This window comes from Bradyrhizobium sp. Pha-3 (assembly GCF_042258325.1).
Taxonomy (GTDB): domain Bacteria; phylum Pseudomonadota; class Alphaproteobacteria; order Rhizobiales; family Xanthobacteraceae; genus Bradyrhizobium; species Bradyrhizobium elkanii.
Genome location: NZ_CP170151.1, coordinates 7,489,559 through 7,503,873, shown reverse-complemented (window position 1 = coordinate 7,503,873; position 14,315 = coordinate 7,489,559). Strand labels below are relative to the sequence as shown.

The window sequence follows — 14,315 nt, the reverse complement described above, 5'->3', positions numbered from 1 at the left end:
CGGTCCCCTCAAGCGCGATGGTCGCGCTTTCGCTGCTTGTTTGAGCATGATCTCCGCGCAAAACGCTTTGCGTTTGTCGCGAGGGAAAACCGCTTCGCACTTTTCCGGATCATGCTCTAGTTCACCAGCACGGCGCCGTCGCAGCGGATGCCCAGCACCCAAACGTCGACCTGGCCGAGCCCGATGCCGAGCGTCGCGAGCAGCGACGCCAGCACCTGATCGACTGAGCTCGTCACGCCATTCAGGATGCTCATGACGAGCGCCCCCAATCCCGGGATTGGCAGCCCGAGCGGGCCGAGATTGATGGTCAGCGAGAGGTCGCCGAGCAGGCTTCCTGTCAGCGATGAAAGGAAGTTGGTCGTCGTCACCGTCTTCTTGGTGCCCGACTGGATGTCGCTGTAACTGAAATTGACATTGGTCGGCGTGGTGTTGCCCATGCCGGCATGGGCGCGGCCGGTGACGGTGGCGAGACCGAGGTTGACCAGTGTCGCCGGCGGCGGATTGGGCTTGGTCGTGAAGTTGGTCATGTCGGCGAGCGTGACGTTGCCGATCCATGCATCCACGATTCCCGGCGTCACGCCGATCGTGACCTGCGAGGTGCTGATGTTCGGGTGGCCGCAGGACACCGCGTTGAGCGTCGCGGTACCCGAGGCCACCTCGACATAGACCGGGAGATTGATCGCAGACACGGTGCCGGAGCCGAGAACATTGATCGTCGCCAGGATCCTGGTCTGCGCGGTGTGGACGCTCACACCCTGGGTGCCGATCGCGATCCAGCTCGATCCGACCGGGCGCTCGCCGATCGTTGCGATCACGGAGACGTTGGCGATGCCCGGCAGGCCGAGGTTGATCGAGGTTGCGATCTGATGGTTGCCGTTGGCGATTTGCGCCACCGTGGAAATCAGGTCGAACACCGAAACGCTGGCGCCGACCTTGGGTTTCTGCCCCACCGTGAGATTGGCGAAGGGACCGAGGTCGACCAGCGTGCCGGGCGAAATCTTGGTGGTGGAGCCGGTGACGGCCTGGGAGATCGTCGACAGCGCGGTCGTCGCCGCGTTGGCGCCGTTGGTGATCTGCTGTGTGGTCAGCGCCGACGCGACGATGTCGCCGACCTTGATGTTGCTGCTCAGCAGGTCGCTATAGGTGACGCCGGTCAGGTTGACCCGGGTTGCCAGTGCCGACAGGAAGTCCAGTGCGTCGATCTTCGCGCTGATCAGCGCATTGTAGTCCATCACCGAGAGCGACAACGTGGTGCCGAGCATCGAGCCGAGCAGCGCATTGAGTGCGCCGCCGTTGACCGAGAGCAGCCTCGACCCGATCGCGAATGAGGCCATTTCGGTCGATGTCGCGGTGGCGGTCGTCTTGATGGTGAAGCTGCTGGCGCCGGTCAGGTAGCGCGCGAAGTAGAGCGGGGTCTGGGTGTTCAGCGTGACCCGCGCGGCGTTCGGAGTGCCGACCGCCGGGGTCACGAAACGGGCCTGCGGCGCGATGGCGCTGTTTGCGGTGTAGGTCCCGGTCTCGACCTTGACCAGCGCGCTGGCCGGGTACTTGTTCTGCGTCACCGTCGCGGTGGCGGCGTTGACCGGATTGTTCAGGTTGGCGGCGGCGACGATCGCGGCGAGATCGGCGGTGCTCTGCGTATTGCGCCGATCGGCGAAGATCGTGCCGAGATCGATGGCGAGCCCGGCGCATCCGATCAGGAGCGTCATCAGGCCGGCGCTGATCATCGCGAAGTTTCCTCGTTCGTCGGCGACAAAGCGCCGCATCAGCATGAGGACGCCTCTCATCCTAGAATCCCCCGTACTGAATCGCCGCGGAGCGGACGATGGTGCTCGCCGGGGCAGGGACGAAGGGCAGCTTGTAGATGAAGTTGCCGGCCGCGTCGTAGTTGACCGTCACGACGTAGACGTTGGCATTCGATGGAGACGGCGCGGCATTGACCGTGAGATTGCCGGGAACGAGCAACGGATAGGTCGACGCGTTGGCGGTGACGTAGCTCGTCGCGAGGCTGTTGCGTTCGGTATCGGTCATTCCCGCGATGGATGACCGCGCCGCTTCGGCAGCGAGTTGCTGAACGCCATGCACCATGGCGAGATACGAGCCGAAGACGATGATGCCGAAAATGAAGGCAAGAAACAGCGGCAGCATCAGCGCGAATTCGACGGCAGACGCACCGCTTCGGCAGCGAAAAAACCTGGTCATTGCAACGCACCTCGAAACGCCGACTACGACGTCACGTTGCGAGGCTTTGATTAAGGAAAACTATGAAAACGCTTTCACGAATCAGCGGCGCCAATCCAGACTTATCGGGTCAGTGAAACGTTATGGGGCGATCAGAATATTTGATGCGATATCCGCAAAAACCCGGGGCGTGGTGCGGTTGACGTGCTGCGGCGTGTGGAGATGCAGTTGTCGGATACCGTGATAAGCGGAGCAATGCACGTAACAATACATATGGCCTGCAATATCAGTGGCTTGGCGGTAATTGTACCTAAACGAAAGTGCAACCAAATGTTAGTATAGCTTGATCACATACTGTGGAGATTGGAATTGCGTCCCCGCTGAGATTGGAGGGCTCGCGATGCATAGACCGCGTCAGCATTTGAATATTCCTACTGAAATCGTTCGCACCGTCGTTGCGATCGCCGAGACGGGGAGCCTGTCGAAGGCCGGGGAGCGTCTCGGCCTCAGCCAGCCGGCGATCAGTTCGCAGGTCAAGCGACTGCAAAGCCTGATTGGTGGCGCGCTCTTCGTCAGAACCGCAAACGGCACCACGACCACCGAGCTCGGCAAGGTCGCCGTGCAGCAGGCAAGGCGCATCCTCGAAGCCAACGATCAGCTGCTTCGGCTCGGCGGCAATCATGAAGGACCCCAGCCGTTGCGGCTGGGAATCAGCACGATGCTCGCCGAGGAATTCCTGAAGCTGCATCCATCCGATGCACTCGCCGACGTTCTGCTTCACGCCGACATGTCACCGGCCGTGATCAGGGGATTGATCGACGGCTACATCGACATCGCGTTCGTCTACAGCAACCCTTCGCTGGAGAACGAGGACGAGGTGACGATCGCCGCCGAAGCCGACGAGCGGTCGGTGTGGGTGCGATCACGCGATTTTGTGCTGCGGCCGGGCGCCCCGATCCCGATCCTGGCCTGGCCCGGTGACGATTGGATGATCCGGACGCTCACCAAGCACAACATCACGTACAAGATCGTGTTCAGGAGCCCGAACCACCAGCTGCGTCTGGAAGCCGCACGGGCCGGATACGGCCTGACGGCGTGCCCCGAGCGGATGATCCCGTCCTCGCTGATTTCGGCGAAGGATTATTATCTTCCGGAGCTTCCGGTGCAAAAGCGCATGCTGTGCGTTCGCCCCGGTCTCGAAGGCAGCCGCGCCACGGCGATGGTGCAGCGGTTGTCCAGCCTGTTCTTCAGCGGCGCGAAGCCGATGCGTCAGGTGAGCAACATGTAGCCGGTGCTGCCGCGGTCTGGCGGCCCCGATCAATAGTGTGGTGGGCGCTCGTTGGCGGGGCCGGGCGCATGACGTTCGGCCTCCTGAAGCCGGTCGCGCAACTCGGCGATCTGGCGCGTCAGCGCGTCGATCTGCTTCCATTGTGCCGTGATGGTCTGGTTCAGCGTCTCGATGGTTTCGTCCTGATAGGTCAGGCGGACCTCCAGCGCCTCGATCCGCTCGCCCAGCTTTGCCGTGTCATTCATGGACGGCAGCCTCGCAGGGGGCACCCGCGCGCCCCACGTCGCTCGCAAGCGCTCCCGCGCGCTCGCGCAGGCCGTGGCCGAGCGCGACACGCTCGTCGAACACAAAACAGTCGCCGCGCCAGCGGCTGTCCTGCTGCGGCGTTTCCTCGAGATATTTCAGGATGCCGCCCTTGAGGTGATAGACCTCGGCAAAACCTTGCGCGAGCAGATAGGCGCTGGCCTTCTCGCAGCGGATGCCGCCGGTGCAGAACATCGCAATCCTGCGGTGCTTCGCCGGATCGAGGTTTCGCGCCGCAAATTCCTTGAATTGTCCAAAGCTCGCGATCCTGGGATCCACCGCGCCTTCGAATGTGCCCATCGCGACTTCGAACGCGTTGCGGGTGTCGAGCACCGTGACGTCAGGCGCGGCGATCAGCTCGTTCCAGTCGGCGGCATCGACATAGGTGCCAACCTGCCGCGTCGGATCGACCGAGGTGTCGCCGAGCGTGACGATCTCCTTCTTCAGCCGCACCTTGAGCCGCTGGAATGGCATTTGCGCGGCTGCGGAGAACTTCAGCTCGAGATTGTCGAGGCGGTCGCCGAACAGCGGCCCGCGCCTGAGCTCCGCAACGAAGTCGTCGATGCCCTGGTCGGTGCCGGCAATCGTGCCGTTGATGCCCTCATGGGCGAGCAGCACGCTGCCCTTGAGATCGAGCCCGGCGCAGAACGCGCGCAGCGGCTCGCGCAGCGCGCGGAAGTCGGGCAGCGCGGCGAACTGGTAGAAGGCGGCGACCTTGAAGGGCATCGCCGGGGTTTATCAGGCCGCCCGGGCCGGCGAAACCCGCAAAGCCATGCATTGTCGGGATAATTCCCCTGGCATGCCAGGCATTGCTCAGCCGGGGATGAGTGTGCCATGTACTTGGCATCATCCGCCGCAGCCGCATCAGACCATCACGATCAAGCGAGCACTCCGTCATGAGGAATTTCCATTTCGCCGGCCGTTCCACGGTCCACGCCCAGAACGCGATGGTGGCGACGTCGCATCCGGAGGCGGCGCTCGCGGCCATCGAGGTGATGCGCGAGGGCGGCACGGCCGCCGACGCGGCGGTTGCAGCCTGCGCGCTGCTCGGCGTCATCGAGCCGCAATCGACCGGCATCGGCGGCGACTGCTTCGCGCTGATCCAGCCGCGGGGAGAAGGCAAGATCACCGCCTATAACGGCAGCGGCCGGGCGCCGATGTCGGCGACCGCCGACTGGTATCTCGAGCGCAAGATCCATTCGGTGCCGCTGACCTCGGCCCATGCGGTCAGCATTCCCGGCGCGGTCGATGCCTGGGACGTGATCCTGAAGGACCACGGCAAGTTCGGCTTCGACCGGCTGCTGCAGCCCGCGATCAAGGCCGCCGAAGGGGCTACGTGGTCGCGCCGCGTATCGCCTTCGACTGGAAGAACGGCTTCGAAAAGCTGAAGAACGGCACCAACACCGAGCGCTATCTGTTGCCTCACGGCAAGCCCGCGGTTGCCGGCGACGTGATCCGCCAGCCCGAGCTCGGCAAGACGCTGCGCGCGATCGCGCAAAAGGGCCGCGACGCCTTCTATAGCGGCGAAATCGCCGCCGACATGGTCGACACGCTGCGCGGCATCGGCGGCCTGCACACGCTCGAGGACTTCGCTGCGCATTCGACCGAGGCGACCTCGCCGATCGGCACGATGTACAAGGGCTACGACGTCTGGCAGTGCCCGCCGAACGGCCCCGGCATCACCATGCTGGTCATGCTCAACATCCTGTCGCGCTTCGACCTGACGAAGTTCAAGCCGCTCAGCATCGAGCGCTTCCATCTCGAGGCCGAGGCGGCACGCATCGCCTACATGATGCGCGAGCAGCATATCGGCGATCCCCAGCACGTGCATGTCGACGTTGCCGGCATCCTCGCCAGGGAATTCGCCGAAGAGCACATCAAGAACATCCGGATGGACCGGCTGCTCGAACTGCCGAACGTTGCGCCGCCGATGAATCCGTCGACGGTCTACATCACGGTGGTCGACAAGGATCGCAACGTCTGCTCGTTCATCAATTCGATCGCGCATTCGTTCGGCTCGGCGATCGTCTCCAACAAGACCGGCGTCCTGCTGCAGAACCGCGCCGGCGGCTTCCGCATCCAGCCCGGACATCCGAATTGCATCGCACCGGGCAAGCGCCCGCTGCACACCATCATCCCGGCGCTGGCCACCAGGAACGGCCGTGCGGTGATGCCGTACGGCGTGATGGGCGGGCAGTACCAGCCGGTCGGCCAGACCCGTGTGCTGACCAACATGCTCGACTATGGCTGCGACATTCAGGAAGCCATCGATATGCCGCGCGGCCTGCACTACGAAGGCGTCTACCAGCTCGAGGACAGCGTGCCGGCGGAGATCGTCGAAGGCCTGAAGAAGATCGGTCACAAGACCACCAGCGTGGTCGCGCCGCTCGGCGGTGGCCAGGGCATCTGGATCGATTGGGACAAGGGCACGCTGACCGGCGGCTCCGACCCGCGCAAGGACGGCTGCGCGCTCGGCTATTGATTGTCGCGGCCGGCGAAGCTCGGCGGAGGGAACAAGATTTTGTCGCGAGGGTTGGTGCTGAAAGCCCATCCCCGCGAGGTCCACTATTCGCACCCTCGATTCAGACGAGACCGAACAGGCCGATCTGCGTGGCGGCTCTCCACCCTGGCGTGCGGCGTCGAAGCGTCCGCCGCCGCTCGCTGAAAATCTCTCCTGCGATGCGCTGATCGTCGGCGCCGGCATCACCGGTGCGCTGGTCGCAGAGCGGCTGACGCGTCAGGGGCTCGACGTCGTCATCGTCGATCGCGAGCATCCAGGCCACGGCAGCACCGCGGCGAGCACCTCGATGCTGCTCTGGGAGATCGATCGTCCGCTGGTCGAGCTGGCCGCGATCTACGGCTTCGAACGCGCCGTCCGCGCCTACCGCGCGAGCCTGGCGGCGGTAACCGGCCTGACGTCGCTGGTCCGCAGCACCAACATTCCGAGCGAGATCAGGACCAAACGCTCGCTCTATCTGGCGACCGGAAGCTCCGCAGCCGAATTGCGCGACGAACACCGGCTGCGCAGCCGCGCCGGCCTGCCCGGCGACTTCCTCGACCACGGGCAGTTGCTCGAGATATTCGGCATGGCGCGCGCCGCCGCGATCGTGTCATCCGGCGCGGCGGATGCCGATCCGCTGCAACTCGCCCACAGTCTGCTCAGGCTTGCGGTCGCGCGCGGTGCGCGGTCGTTCGATGCCGAGGCCACAGCCTTCGATCCGGCAGGCGCGGCGGTCACGGTCGGGTTCGACAATGACCGCGAAATCGCCGCGAGAGCCGTGGTGCTGGCGACCGGCTATGCGATGCCGGACATCGTTCATTCCAGGGTCCAGGCGGTGTCCTCGAGCTGGGCGATCGCAACCGCGCCGCAGCCGCAGAACGTCTGGAAGGACGGCGTGCTGATCTGGGAGTGCGCGAAAGACTATCTCTACGCGCGCACGACGCCGGAAGGCCGCATCATCGTCGGCGGCGAGGACAGCGACGAGATCATCGAGCCCGACGCACGCGACCGCCTGATCCCGCAGAAATCGCGCGCGCTGGCGAAACGCCTTGCCGCGCTATGGCCGTTTGCCGAAACCGAGATCGATTATCGCTGGGCCGGAACGTTCGATACCACGCGCGACGGCCTGCCGCTGATCGGCCCGGTGCCCGGCGCGAAGGGCGTCTATGCCGCGTATGGCTATGGCGGCAACGGCATCACCTTCTCTTATCTGGCGGCGCAATTGATCGGCGATCTGATCGCAGGCGCGTCGTCGCCATTGCTTGACGATTTTGCGCTGGACCGCGACGGCGGCATGGCCGGTCACTGAAAAATGGCTAGGGATTTGGCCCGCGCTGGGCTAGAGACGGCCGTCCTTCACGAGAGGTGCAAGATGCGATCTTCCCGACGCACGATCATCAAGACTGCATTCGCCGGCCTTGCGGCGGCAGTCTCCACGTCCGTTGTCAGCGGGACGGCAACGGCCCAAACTGCAGGAAAGCCCATGACCACAGCTTCAGGCCTCCAGATCATCGACAGCAAGGTCGGCACCGGCGCCTCGCCGAAGACCGGCCAGACCTGCGTCATGCACTACACCGGCTGGCTCTACGAGAACGGCCAGAAGGGCAAGAAATTCGACTCCTCCGTCGATCGCAACGAGCCGTTCGAGTTTCCGATCGGCCAGGGTCACGTGATCAAGGGCTGGGACGAGGGCGTCGCCACCATGAAGGTCGGCGGCAAGCGCACCCTGATCATCCCGCCGAACCTCGGCTATGGCGCGCGTGGCGCCGGCGGTGTGATCCCGCCGAACGCCACGCTGATGTTCGACGTCGAACTGCTTAGCGTGAAATAAGCTGATGAGCGTCAAGTAACCGGCCCGCAACAACTGGGGCGCAGCGATGAAGATTTCGATCCTCGACGATTATTTCGACACGCTGCGCACCCTCGATTGCTACCGCAAGCTCGACGGGTATGACGTCAAAATCTGGAACGATCATGTCCAGGACGTCGATGCACTCGCCGAACGGCTGCGCGATACCGACGCGCTGGTCCTGATCCGCGAGCGAACCCAGATCCGCACGCCGCTGCTCGAACGTCTGCCGAAGCTGAAGCTGATCAGCCAGCGCAGCGTCTATCCGCATATCGACGTCGACACCTGCACGCGGCTCGGCATCATCGTGTCGTCGAGCCAGCATGCCGATACGCCGTCCTACGCCACCGCCGAGTTCACCTGGGGCATGATCCTCGCGGCGATGCGCGCGATTCCGCAACAGATGGCGGCGCTGAAGGCGGGCGAGTGGCAGATCGGCGTCGGTCATACGCTGCGCGGCAAGACGCTCGGCATCTATGGCTATGGTCGCATCGGCGCGGTGGTCGCGGGTTACGGCAAGGCGTTCGGCATGAACGTGCTGGTCTGGGCGCGCGAGCCGGCGATGGCAAAGGCGCGCGCCGACGGCTATGAGACCGCGGCCAGCAAGGCGGATTTCTTTGCCCGCTGCGACGTGCTGTCGCTGCATATGCGGCTGGTGGACGCGACGCGCGGCATCGTCAAGGCGGAAGACCTCGCGCGGATGAAGCAGACCGCGTTGATCGTCAACACCAGCCGCGCGCCGCTGATCGAACCCGGCGCGCTGGTCAATGCGCTGCGTGCCGGCCGGCCGGGCATGGCCGCGATCGACGTCTACGAAAAGGAGCCGCTGCGCGACACGGCCGACCCGCTGCTCAACATGGACAATGTGGTCTGCACGCCGCATCTCGGCTACGTTTCGCGCGACGAGTACGAGATCCAGTTCACCGACATCTTCGATCAGATATTGGCTTACGCGGCCGGCACGCCGACCAACGTCGTCAATCCGGATGTGCTGGCGCATCCGGATGTGCTGGCACATCCCCACCCGCGCGGCCGACCAGCATCGCTCATGCTCGAACGGCCGGGGCTCGATGGGGCAGCCGTGTCATCTCTCGTTCAGCGAGGCCAGTGAGCCGTTGCGGTCACCCTGCCGACGATCCTCTTGATGCCGCCGAGTGCCTTCTGTCCCTTGCCCTTGGCTTCCAGGATCGCTCCTCGGCCCTGCATCGCGGGAGAGCCGGTGACCTTGCCAAGACGCCGCTTGAACCTGCCGATCGCCTCGTTGGCCGTGCCCTTGATCCTATCGGTCGTGCTACCCATGAAATTACTCCTTCGGAATACGCTGAGACAACGCGCCGGCACATGGCGATGTTCCGATTTGGCAACGTTCCGATTTTCCGCTCGCCTGGGCGCCTGCTTTTCGCTAGCGTTCCACGCACGAAATGAGACCAACGAAAGCAAGAACGATGAGCGGTTCCCACGATCACACCCATTCCCACGACCATCACCATCACGACGATGAGCGCTGGAAGCACGGCGGCGTCCGCGTCATTCCGGGCAACCAGCTCGATCCGAATGTGCCGTCGACCGCCGGCATGGACCGCAAGGCCGCGATCAATTTTGCCCGGGTCGGCGCGCAGAAATTGTGGGCAGGCACCGTCAGCATCAAGCCGGACGCCAAGACCGGCGCGCATCATCACGGCCATCTCGAAAGCATCATCTATGTCGTGAAGGGCAAGGCGCGGATGCGCTGGGGCGAGAAGCTGCAGTTCTCCGCCGAGGCCGGGCCCGGCGATTTCATCTTCGTGCCGCCCTACGTGCCGCATCAGGAGATCAATGCCAGCCGCGACGAGGTGCTGGAATGCGTGCTGGTGCGCTCCGACGGTGAAGCGGTCGCGATCAATCTCGACATCGAGCCGATCGAGAAGCCAGAGACCGTGCTGTGGGTCGACCCGGTGCACCGCCATCCCGACGAGAAGAAATAGCGCGCGGCACCGTCGCGACGAAAGAGAACAACAACAAGATCAGGGAGGCCAGCATGACGCTCGTGCGTTACGAGAGCGCCGACCACATCGCGACCATCACGATGGACCGCGTCGCGTCGCACAACGCGCTCAACAACGCGCTGTGCGACGAGTTGCAGCAAGCTTGGCGGCGCTTTCGCGACAGCGACGACCGCGTCGCGGTGCTGGCTTCGGCCGAGGAGAAGTACTTCTGTGTCGGCGCCGACGTTCGGGATTTCCCCGCCAATATGTGGCAGGCGGTGCCCGGGCTCGGCGTCGAGCTCGACAAGCCGGTGATCGCGGCGACGTCGGGCTGGGTGGTGGGCGGCGGCTTCGTTCTGGTGCAGATGGCCGACATCTGCGTCGCCTCGGAGACGACGCGGTTCGTCTATCCGGAAGCCAAGATCGGCACCACCGGCGGCGGCGTCTCCTCGGTGCTGGCGCGCATGCCGCACAAGATCGCGATGGAGTTCCTGCTTGTCGGCGAGGAGCTATCGGCCGAGCGGGCCTACCAGATCGGCTTCGTCAACCGGATCACGCCGCCGGGCCAGCACCTTGCGGCGGCGCAGGAGCTGGCGGCCAAGATCGCCGGCAACGCGCCGCTGGTGGTGCAGGCGCTGAAGAAGCTCGCGCGCGACGCGATGCCGAAGGGGCCGCTGGAGACGGTCGCCGAGGTGCGCCGGCAGCTCGATGCCATCAAGGACAGCGAGGACCTCAAGGAAGGCGCCAGGGCGTTCAGCGAGAAGCGCAAGCCGAGGTTTACGGGGCGATAGGGCGAGAGGCGGCTGTAGTTTCGTCATTCCGGGGCTCGCGAAGCGAGAGCCCGGAATCCACCCAGCCGCAACAATCGCTGCGAAATGGATTCCGGGCTCGACGCTGCGCGCCGCCCCGGAACGACGGAGGGTGAGACTTACACAAACACCCGGTGATCGATCACACCGTTCGGCACGACATAGCCGTAACGTGTGTTCGACGGTTCGGGGCCGGCCTTCTCATACTGCGCCTTCATCATCGCAAAGCGATCGCCCTTGAGGTCGAGCATCGCGCGCTTCGGCTGGATGTTGTAGAGCCGGGCGTTGTTGTCGCCGAAGATCGCGGTCTTCACCGGCCCGTCGGCGGGGCCGAGCGGCGCATAGCCGAACTTCTTCTGCATCATCTCGGGGATCTCCAGCCGCCGCAGGCCCTCGATCTGCCATTGCGGCGCGCCGGTCCACAGCGCATCGGTGCCCCAGCAGACGTGGTCGGCGCCGAGCCCCTTGATCAAGGTGCCCATCAGCGCCGCGCAGACATTGGGCTCGGCGACCAGTGTGGTCGCGAACAATTGCCCGACGTCGCCATAGACATTGCTGACGCCATACTGCGCCGGGATGTCGGCGAGGTCGGAAGTCCAGGCGATGCGGCCGGTGCGCTCGAACTCGGCGAGCGCGACCTTCGGATCGCCGCCGACATGGCGATAGGCCGAGTGGTAGATGACGAAGTTGAGCTGCGGCCAGTCCTTGGCCGCCCGGCCGACATCGGCGACGTCGGCGAAGCCGCGCAGATTCGGATACTGCTTCTCGATCCCGGGCGGAAACAGTCCCTTGTGGACGCAGACATTCTTGATGCCCGCCTTCACCATCTTCTCATAGCCCTTATAGGCGACCTTCTCGTCGTCGAGCCGCCAGGGATAGCGGCTGATCTCCTTGTGGGTGTTGTCGCCGATCGTGTAGCCCTTGCAGGATTCCGGCTTCAGCGCCAATGCGGCGTCGAGCTTGTCGAGCCAGCCGGGCTGCCCGGGCGTGAAGATGGCGTGGCAGAACACGCGTCGCGAGCCGGCCTCGTCGTTCATTTTCTTGCGTGCGTCGGCCATCTGCTCGTTGGTCAGGAACCAATCCTGCTCGATATCCGACGGCGCCGAGGAGATCAGCGCGATCTTGGTGTCGGAATCGAGAAACATCTCCTTTTTGTAGTTGTTGAACTTGAGGTCCTCGATGGTCTGCTCGTGATCGTTGAGCTCCTTGTTCCAGCCGGCCTTGCCGACCGCCTTGCGCATTTCCACAAAACCCATGATGCGGGTGTCGTCGCGCAGGAAATGCGTGTGCATGTCCATGATGAACTGGTCTTTCAGGGAGTTGGCGCGCTCCTGCGCCATCGCGGGCGTCGCAGCCTCCGCCGGCGTCACGGCGAACAGCTCCCCGTAAACCTGGTTCATCGCGACGAAGGAGGCGGCCATGCCGGCCGCGGTCTGGAAGAATCTGCGGCGGTCGAGCCCTTGCCTGGCGCCGAAATCGTCGGCCATCGCGAGCAGCCGCGCCTCGACCTCGCGCTGACGTTCGTTCTGCGGGTCGGGATAGAATTCGTCGCTGGAGACGATCTGGGTCGGGATCGGCGTCTGGTGCCGGCACAGTTCGGAGGGCATCAAGGCGGCAAGTTCTTCGTCGGTGAGATTGCTGCTCATTCTTCGCTCCCGCTTCTCGCCGGATTTTTCCGGTCGGATCGCCGCGGAGACTAGGACCAAGTCCGTTCGTCGTCCGCGCCGTTGGCCGGAAACCGCGTTCACAAAATCGTGCATCGGATTGCCGGACGCGAGATGCGCCCGTCGCGCAACCGGACATGCGCGCTGCTATGCTCGATCGCACCGGTTCGAACGAAGAAATCCGGAAGGGAGCGAACCATGATGTCATCTGACCATTCGCGGCGCAGCATTATCCAGGGCATTGGCGTTACGACGGCAGCAGGCATGCTCGGCGAAGCGCGGGCGCAGGCCGCGAGCGCGGTTCCCGTCGAAGGGGAAATATGGAGCAACGAATACTGGGCGAAGAAGGGTGACATCCCGTTGTGGATGTTCCGCAAGCGGATCGGCGCACCGAAGCCGGGCGAGCCGGCGCGGCCCGTGGTGTTTTTCGTGCACGGCTCGTCGGTGACATCACGGGTGTTCGACCTCACCGTGCCCGGCAAGGGCGAGTATTCGCTGCTGAACACATTTGCCCGCTACGGCTTCGATTGCTGGACCATGGACCACGAGAACTACGGCAGGTCCGGCCGCACCTCGGGCAATGCGGATATCGCAAGCGGCGTCGAGGACCTGAAGGCCGCGGTCGAGGTGATCGCACGCGAGACCGGGCAGGGGCGATATCACTTCGTCGGTGAATCCTCGGGCGCGCTGCGGGCCGGGGCTTTCGCGATGGCGGAACCCGAGCGCATCGACCGCCTGGTGTTCGCCGCCTTCACCTACAAGGGCGAGGGCTCGCCGACGCTGGCAAAGCGCGCCGAGCAACTCGCCTATTACCGCAGCCACAACATGCGCAAGCGCGACCGCGACATGATCCGATCGATCGCGACCCGCGACAGGCCCGGCACGTCGGATCCTGCCGTGGTCGAGGTGCTGGCCGATGTCGAGATGCAGTTCGGCGACCAGATCCCGACCGGCACCTATCTCGACATGACCGCCAATCTGCCGGTGGTGCATCCGGAGAAGGTGCTGGCGCCGGTGCTGCTGATCCGGGGTGAATATGACGGGATCGCCGCTGTTCCGGACCTCGAGGAGTTCTTCAACAAGCTGCCGAACGGCGACCGGCAGTTCGTCATCCTGCCCGGCACCGCACATTCGGTGGCGCTTGCCACCAATCGGGAGCTGTTCTGGCATGTGACGCGGGCTTTCCTGACCATGCCGACACCGATTGTGATCTGAAACCTGCGGCAGGACGCCGCAATAAAAATCTGCACGGCGATGTCGGGATCCGGCTATGCGGTTCGTCCTCGGGGCACAACCCCGCCAACAGGAGTTCTTCGCGTGGCCAATCCCAAAATGATCTTCGTCAACCTGCCGGTCAGCAATCTCGCCCATGCCACTGCATTCTACGAGGCGATCGGCGCGACCAAGAACGCGCAATTTTCCGACCACACCGCCTCCTGCATGGTGATCTCGGACACGATTCACGTCATGCTGCTGACGCACGACAAGTTCCGCGAGTTCACCCCGAAGAAAATTGCCGACACCAAGACCACGAGCGAAGTGCTGATCTGCCTGTCCGCCGACAGCCGCGACGCCGTCGACGGCTATGTCACCAAGGCAACGGGCGCGGGCGGCAACGCCGATCCGTCGCCGCAGCAGGATTACGGCTTCATGTACGGCCGCAGCTTCGAGGATCCCGATGGTCACATCTGGGAAGTGATGTGGATGGACGTCGAGGCAGCGATGAAGGCGCAGTCCGCCGCGGCGACCGCCTGATC

The 14,315-nt window shown here is 64.2% G+C and carries 15 protein-coding genes and 1 pseudogene; 9 read left to right on the top strand and 7 right to left on the bottom strand.

Going from position 1 to position 14,315, the window contains the following annotated elements; genetic code table 11:
- Positions 1 to 116 precede the first annotated feature (116 nt).
- Positions 117 to 1,787: a pilus assembly protein TadG-related protein gene (locus ACE10X_RS35815; RefSeq protein WP_375763528.1), complete on the bottom strand. Its 1,671-nt coding sequence runs from the start codon at positions 1,785 to 1,787 to the stop codon at positions 117 to 119.
- A gap of 1 nt (position 1,788) precedes the next feature.
- Positions 1,789 to 2,202 carry a TadE/TadG family type IV pilus assembly protein gene (locus ACE10X_RS35810; protein ID WP_375763527.1) on the bottom strand — a complete coding sequence of 138 codons (414 nt, stop codon included), beginning with the start codon at positions 2,200 to 2,202 and terminating at the stop codon, positions 1,789 to 1,791.
- Positions 2,203 to 2,581: 379 nt separating this feature from the next.
- Here ACE10X_RS35810 and ACE10X_RS35805 point away from each other — a divergent pair, with 379 nt between their 5' ends.
- A complete protein-coding gene (locus ACE10X_RS35805; protein WP_244435689.1) occupies positions 2,582 to 3,469 on the top strand; it encodes a LysR family transcriptional regulator in 888 nt (295 codons plus the stop codon).
- Positions 3,470 to 3,498: 29 nt separating this feature from the next.
- Here ACE10X_RS35805 and ACE10X_RS35800 read toward each other — a convergent pair whose 3' ends face one another.
- Positions 3,499 to 3,714, bottom strand: coding sequence for a SlyX family protein (locus ACE10X_RS35800; RefSeq protein ID WP_038382484.1), 216 nt, complete (start codon positions 3,712 to 3,714; stop codon positions 3,499 to 3,501).
- Positions 3,707 to 4,498 (bottom strand): rhodanese-related sulfurtransferase, encoded by a 792-nt coding sequence (locus ACE10X_RS35795; RefSeq protein WP_375763526.1) that lies wholly within the window; start codon positions 4,496 to 4,498, stop codon positions 3,707 to 3,709. The genes ACE10X_RS35800 and ACE10X_RS35795 overlap by 8 nt, the downstream gene beginning before the upstream one ends.
- A 170-nt stretch (positions 4,499 to 4,668) precedes the next feature.
- Between ACE10X_RS35795 and ggt the strand changes: the two are divergent.
- Positions 4,669 to 6,254 (top strand): annotated as a pseudogene (gene ggt / locus ACE10X_RS35790) (gamma-glutamyltransferase).
- Positions 6,255 to 6,354: 100 nt separating this feature from the next.
- Here the strand turns inward: ggt and ACE10X_RS35785 are convergent.
- The gene (locus tag ACE10X_RS35785; protein ID WP_375763525.1) at positions 6,355 to 6,546 is read right to left on the bottom strand and encodes a hypothetical protein; all 192 of its coding nucleotides are present in this window, start codon (positions 6,544 to 6,546) and stop codon (positions 6,355 to 6,357) included.
- Here ACE10X_RS35785 and ACE10X_RS35780 point away from each other — a divergent pair.
- From ACE10X_RS35780 to ACE10X_RS35770, 3 genes are all read left to right on the top strand, one after another.
- Positions 6,487 to 7,581: an NAD(P)/FAD-dependent oxidoreductase gene (locus ACE10X_RS35780; protein WP_375764636.1), complete on the top strand. Its 1,095-nt coding sequence runs from the start codon at positions 6,487 to 6,489 to the stop codon at positions 7,579 to 7,581. The genes ACE10X_RS35785 and ACE10X_RS35780 overlap by 60 nt on opposite strands.
- A 63-nt stretch (positions 7,582 to 7,644) precedes the next feature.
- Entirely contained in the window at positions 7,645 to 8,103 is a 459-nt protein-coding gene (locus ACE10X_RS35775) for an FKBP-type peptidyl-prolyl cis-trans isomerase (protein ID WP_375763524.1), read from the top strand.
- A gap of 46 nt (positions 8,104 to 8,149) precedes the next feature.
- Entirely contained in the window at positions 8,150 to 9,232 is a 1,083-nt protein-coding gene (locus ACE10X_RS35770) for a D-2-hydroxyacid dehydrogenase family protein (protein WP_375763523.1), read from the top strand.
- Here the strand turns inward: ACE10X_RS35770 and ACE10X_RS35765 are convergent.
- The gene (locus ACE10X_RS35765; protein ID WP_375763522.1) at positions 9,217 to 9,420 is read right to left on the bottom strand and encodes a CsbD family protein; all 204 of its coding nucleotides are present in this window, start codon (positions 9,418 to 9,420) and stop codon (positions 9,217 to 9,219) included. The two genes, ACE10X_RS35770 and ACE10X_RS35765, sit on opposite strands and share 16 nt — an antisense overlap.
- A gap of 146 nt (positions 9,421 to 9,566) precedes the next feature.
- Here ACE10X_RS35765 and ACE10X_RS35760 point away from each other — a divergent pair, with 146 nt between their 5' ends.
- On the top strand, positions 9,567 to 10,085 hold the full coding sequence (locus ACE10X_RS35760) for a cupin domain-containing protein (RefSeq protein WP_375763521.1): 519 nt from the start codon (positions 9,567 to 9,569) through the stop codon (positions 10,083 to 10,085).
- Positions 10,086 to 10,138: 53 nt separating this feature from the next.
- Positions 10,139 to 10,876 (top strand): enoyl-CoA hydratase/isomerase family protein, encoded by a 738-nt coding sequence (locus ACE10X_RS35755; protein WP_157340555.1) that lies wholly within the window; start codon positions 10,139 to 10,141, stop codon positions 10,874 to 10,876.
- Positions 10,877 to 11,013: 137 nt separating this feature from the next.
- Here the strand turns inward: ACE10X_RS35755 and ACE10X_RS35750 are convergent, their stop codons facing one another.
- Positions 11,014 to 12,540 (bottom strand): amidohydrolase family protein, encoded by a 1,527-nt coding sequence (locus tag ACE10X_RS35750; protein ID WP_375763520.1) that lies wholly within the window; start codon positions 12,538 to 12,540, stop codon positions 11,014 to 11,016.
- 216 nt (positions 12,541 to 12,756) lie between these two features.
- Between ACE10X_RS35750 and ACE10X_RS35745 the strand changes: the two genes are divergently transcribed.
- Together ACE10X_RS35745 and ACE10X_RS35740 are read left to right on the top strand one after the other, a co-directional pair.
- Positions 12,757 to 13,773 carry an alpha/beta hydrolase gene (locus ACE10X_RS35745; protein ID WP_375763519.1) on the top strand — a complete coding sequence of 339 codons (1,017 nt, stop codon included), beginning with the start codon at positions 12,757 to 12,759 and terminating at the stop codon, positions 13,771 to 13,773.
- Between the two features lie 117 nt (positions 13,774 to 13,890).
- A complete protein-coding gene (locus tag ACE10X_RS35740; protein ID WP_035630843.1) occupies positions 13,891 to 14,313 on the top strand; it encodes a VOC family protein in 423 nt (140 codons plus the stop codon).
- The last annotated feature ends 2 nt before the right edge of the window (positions 14,314 to 14,315 follow it).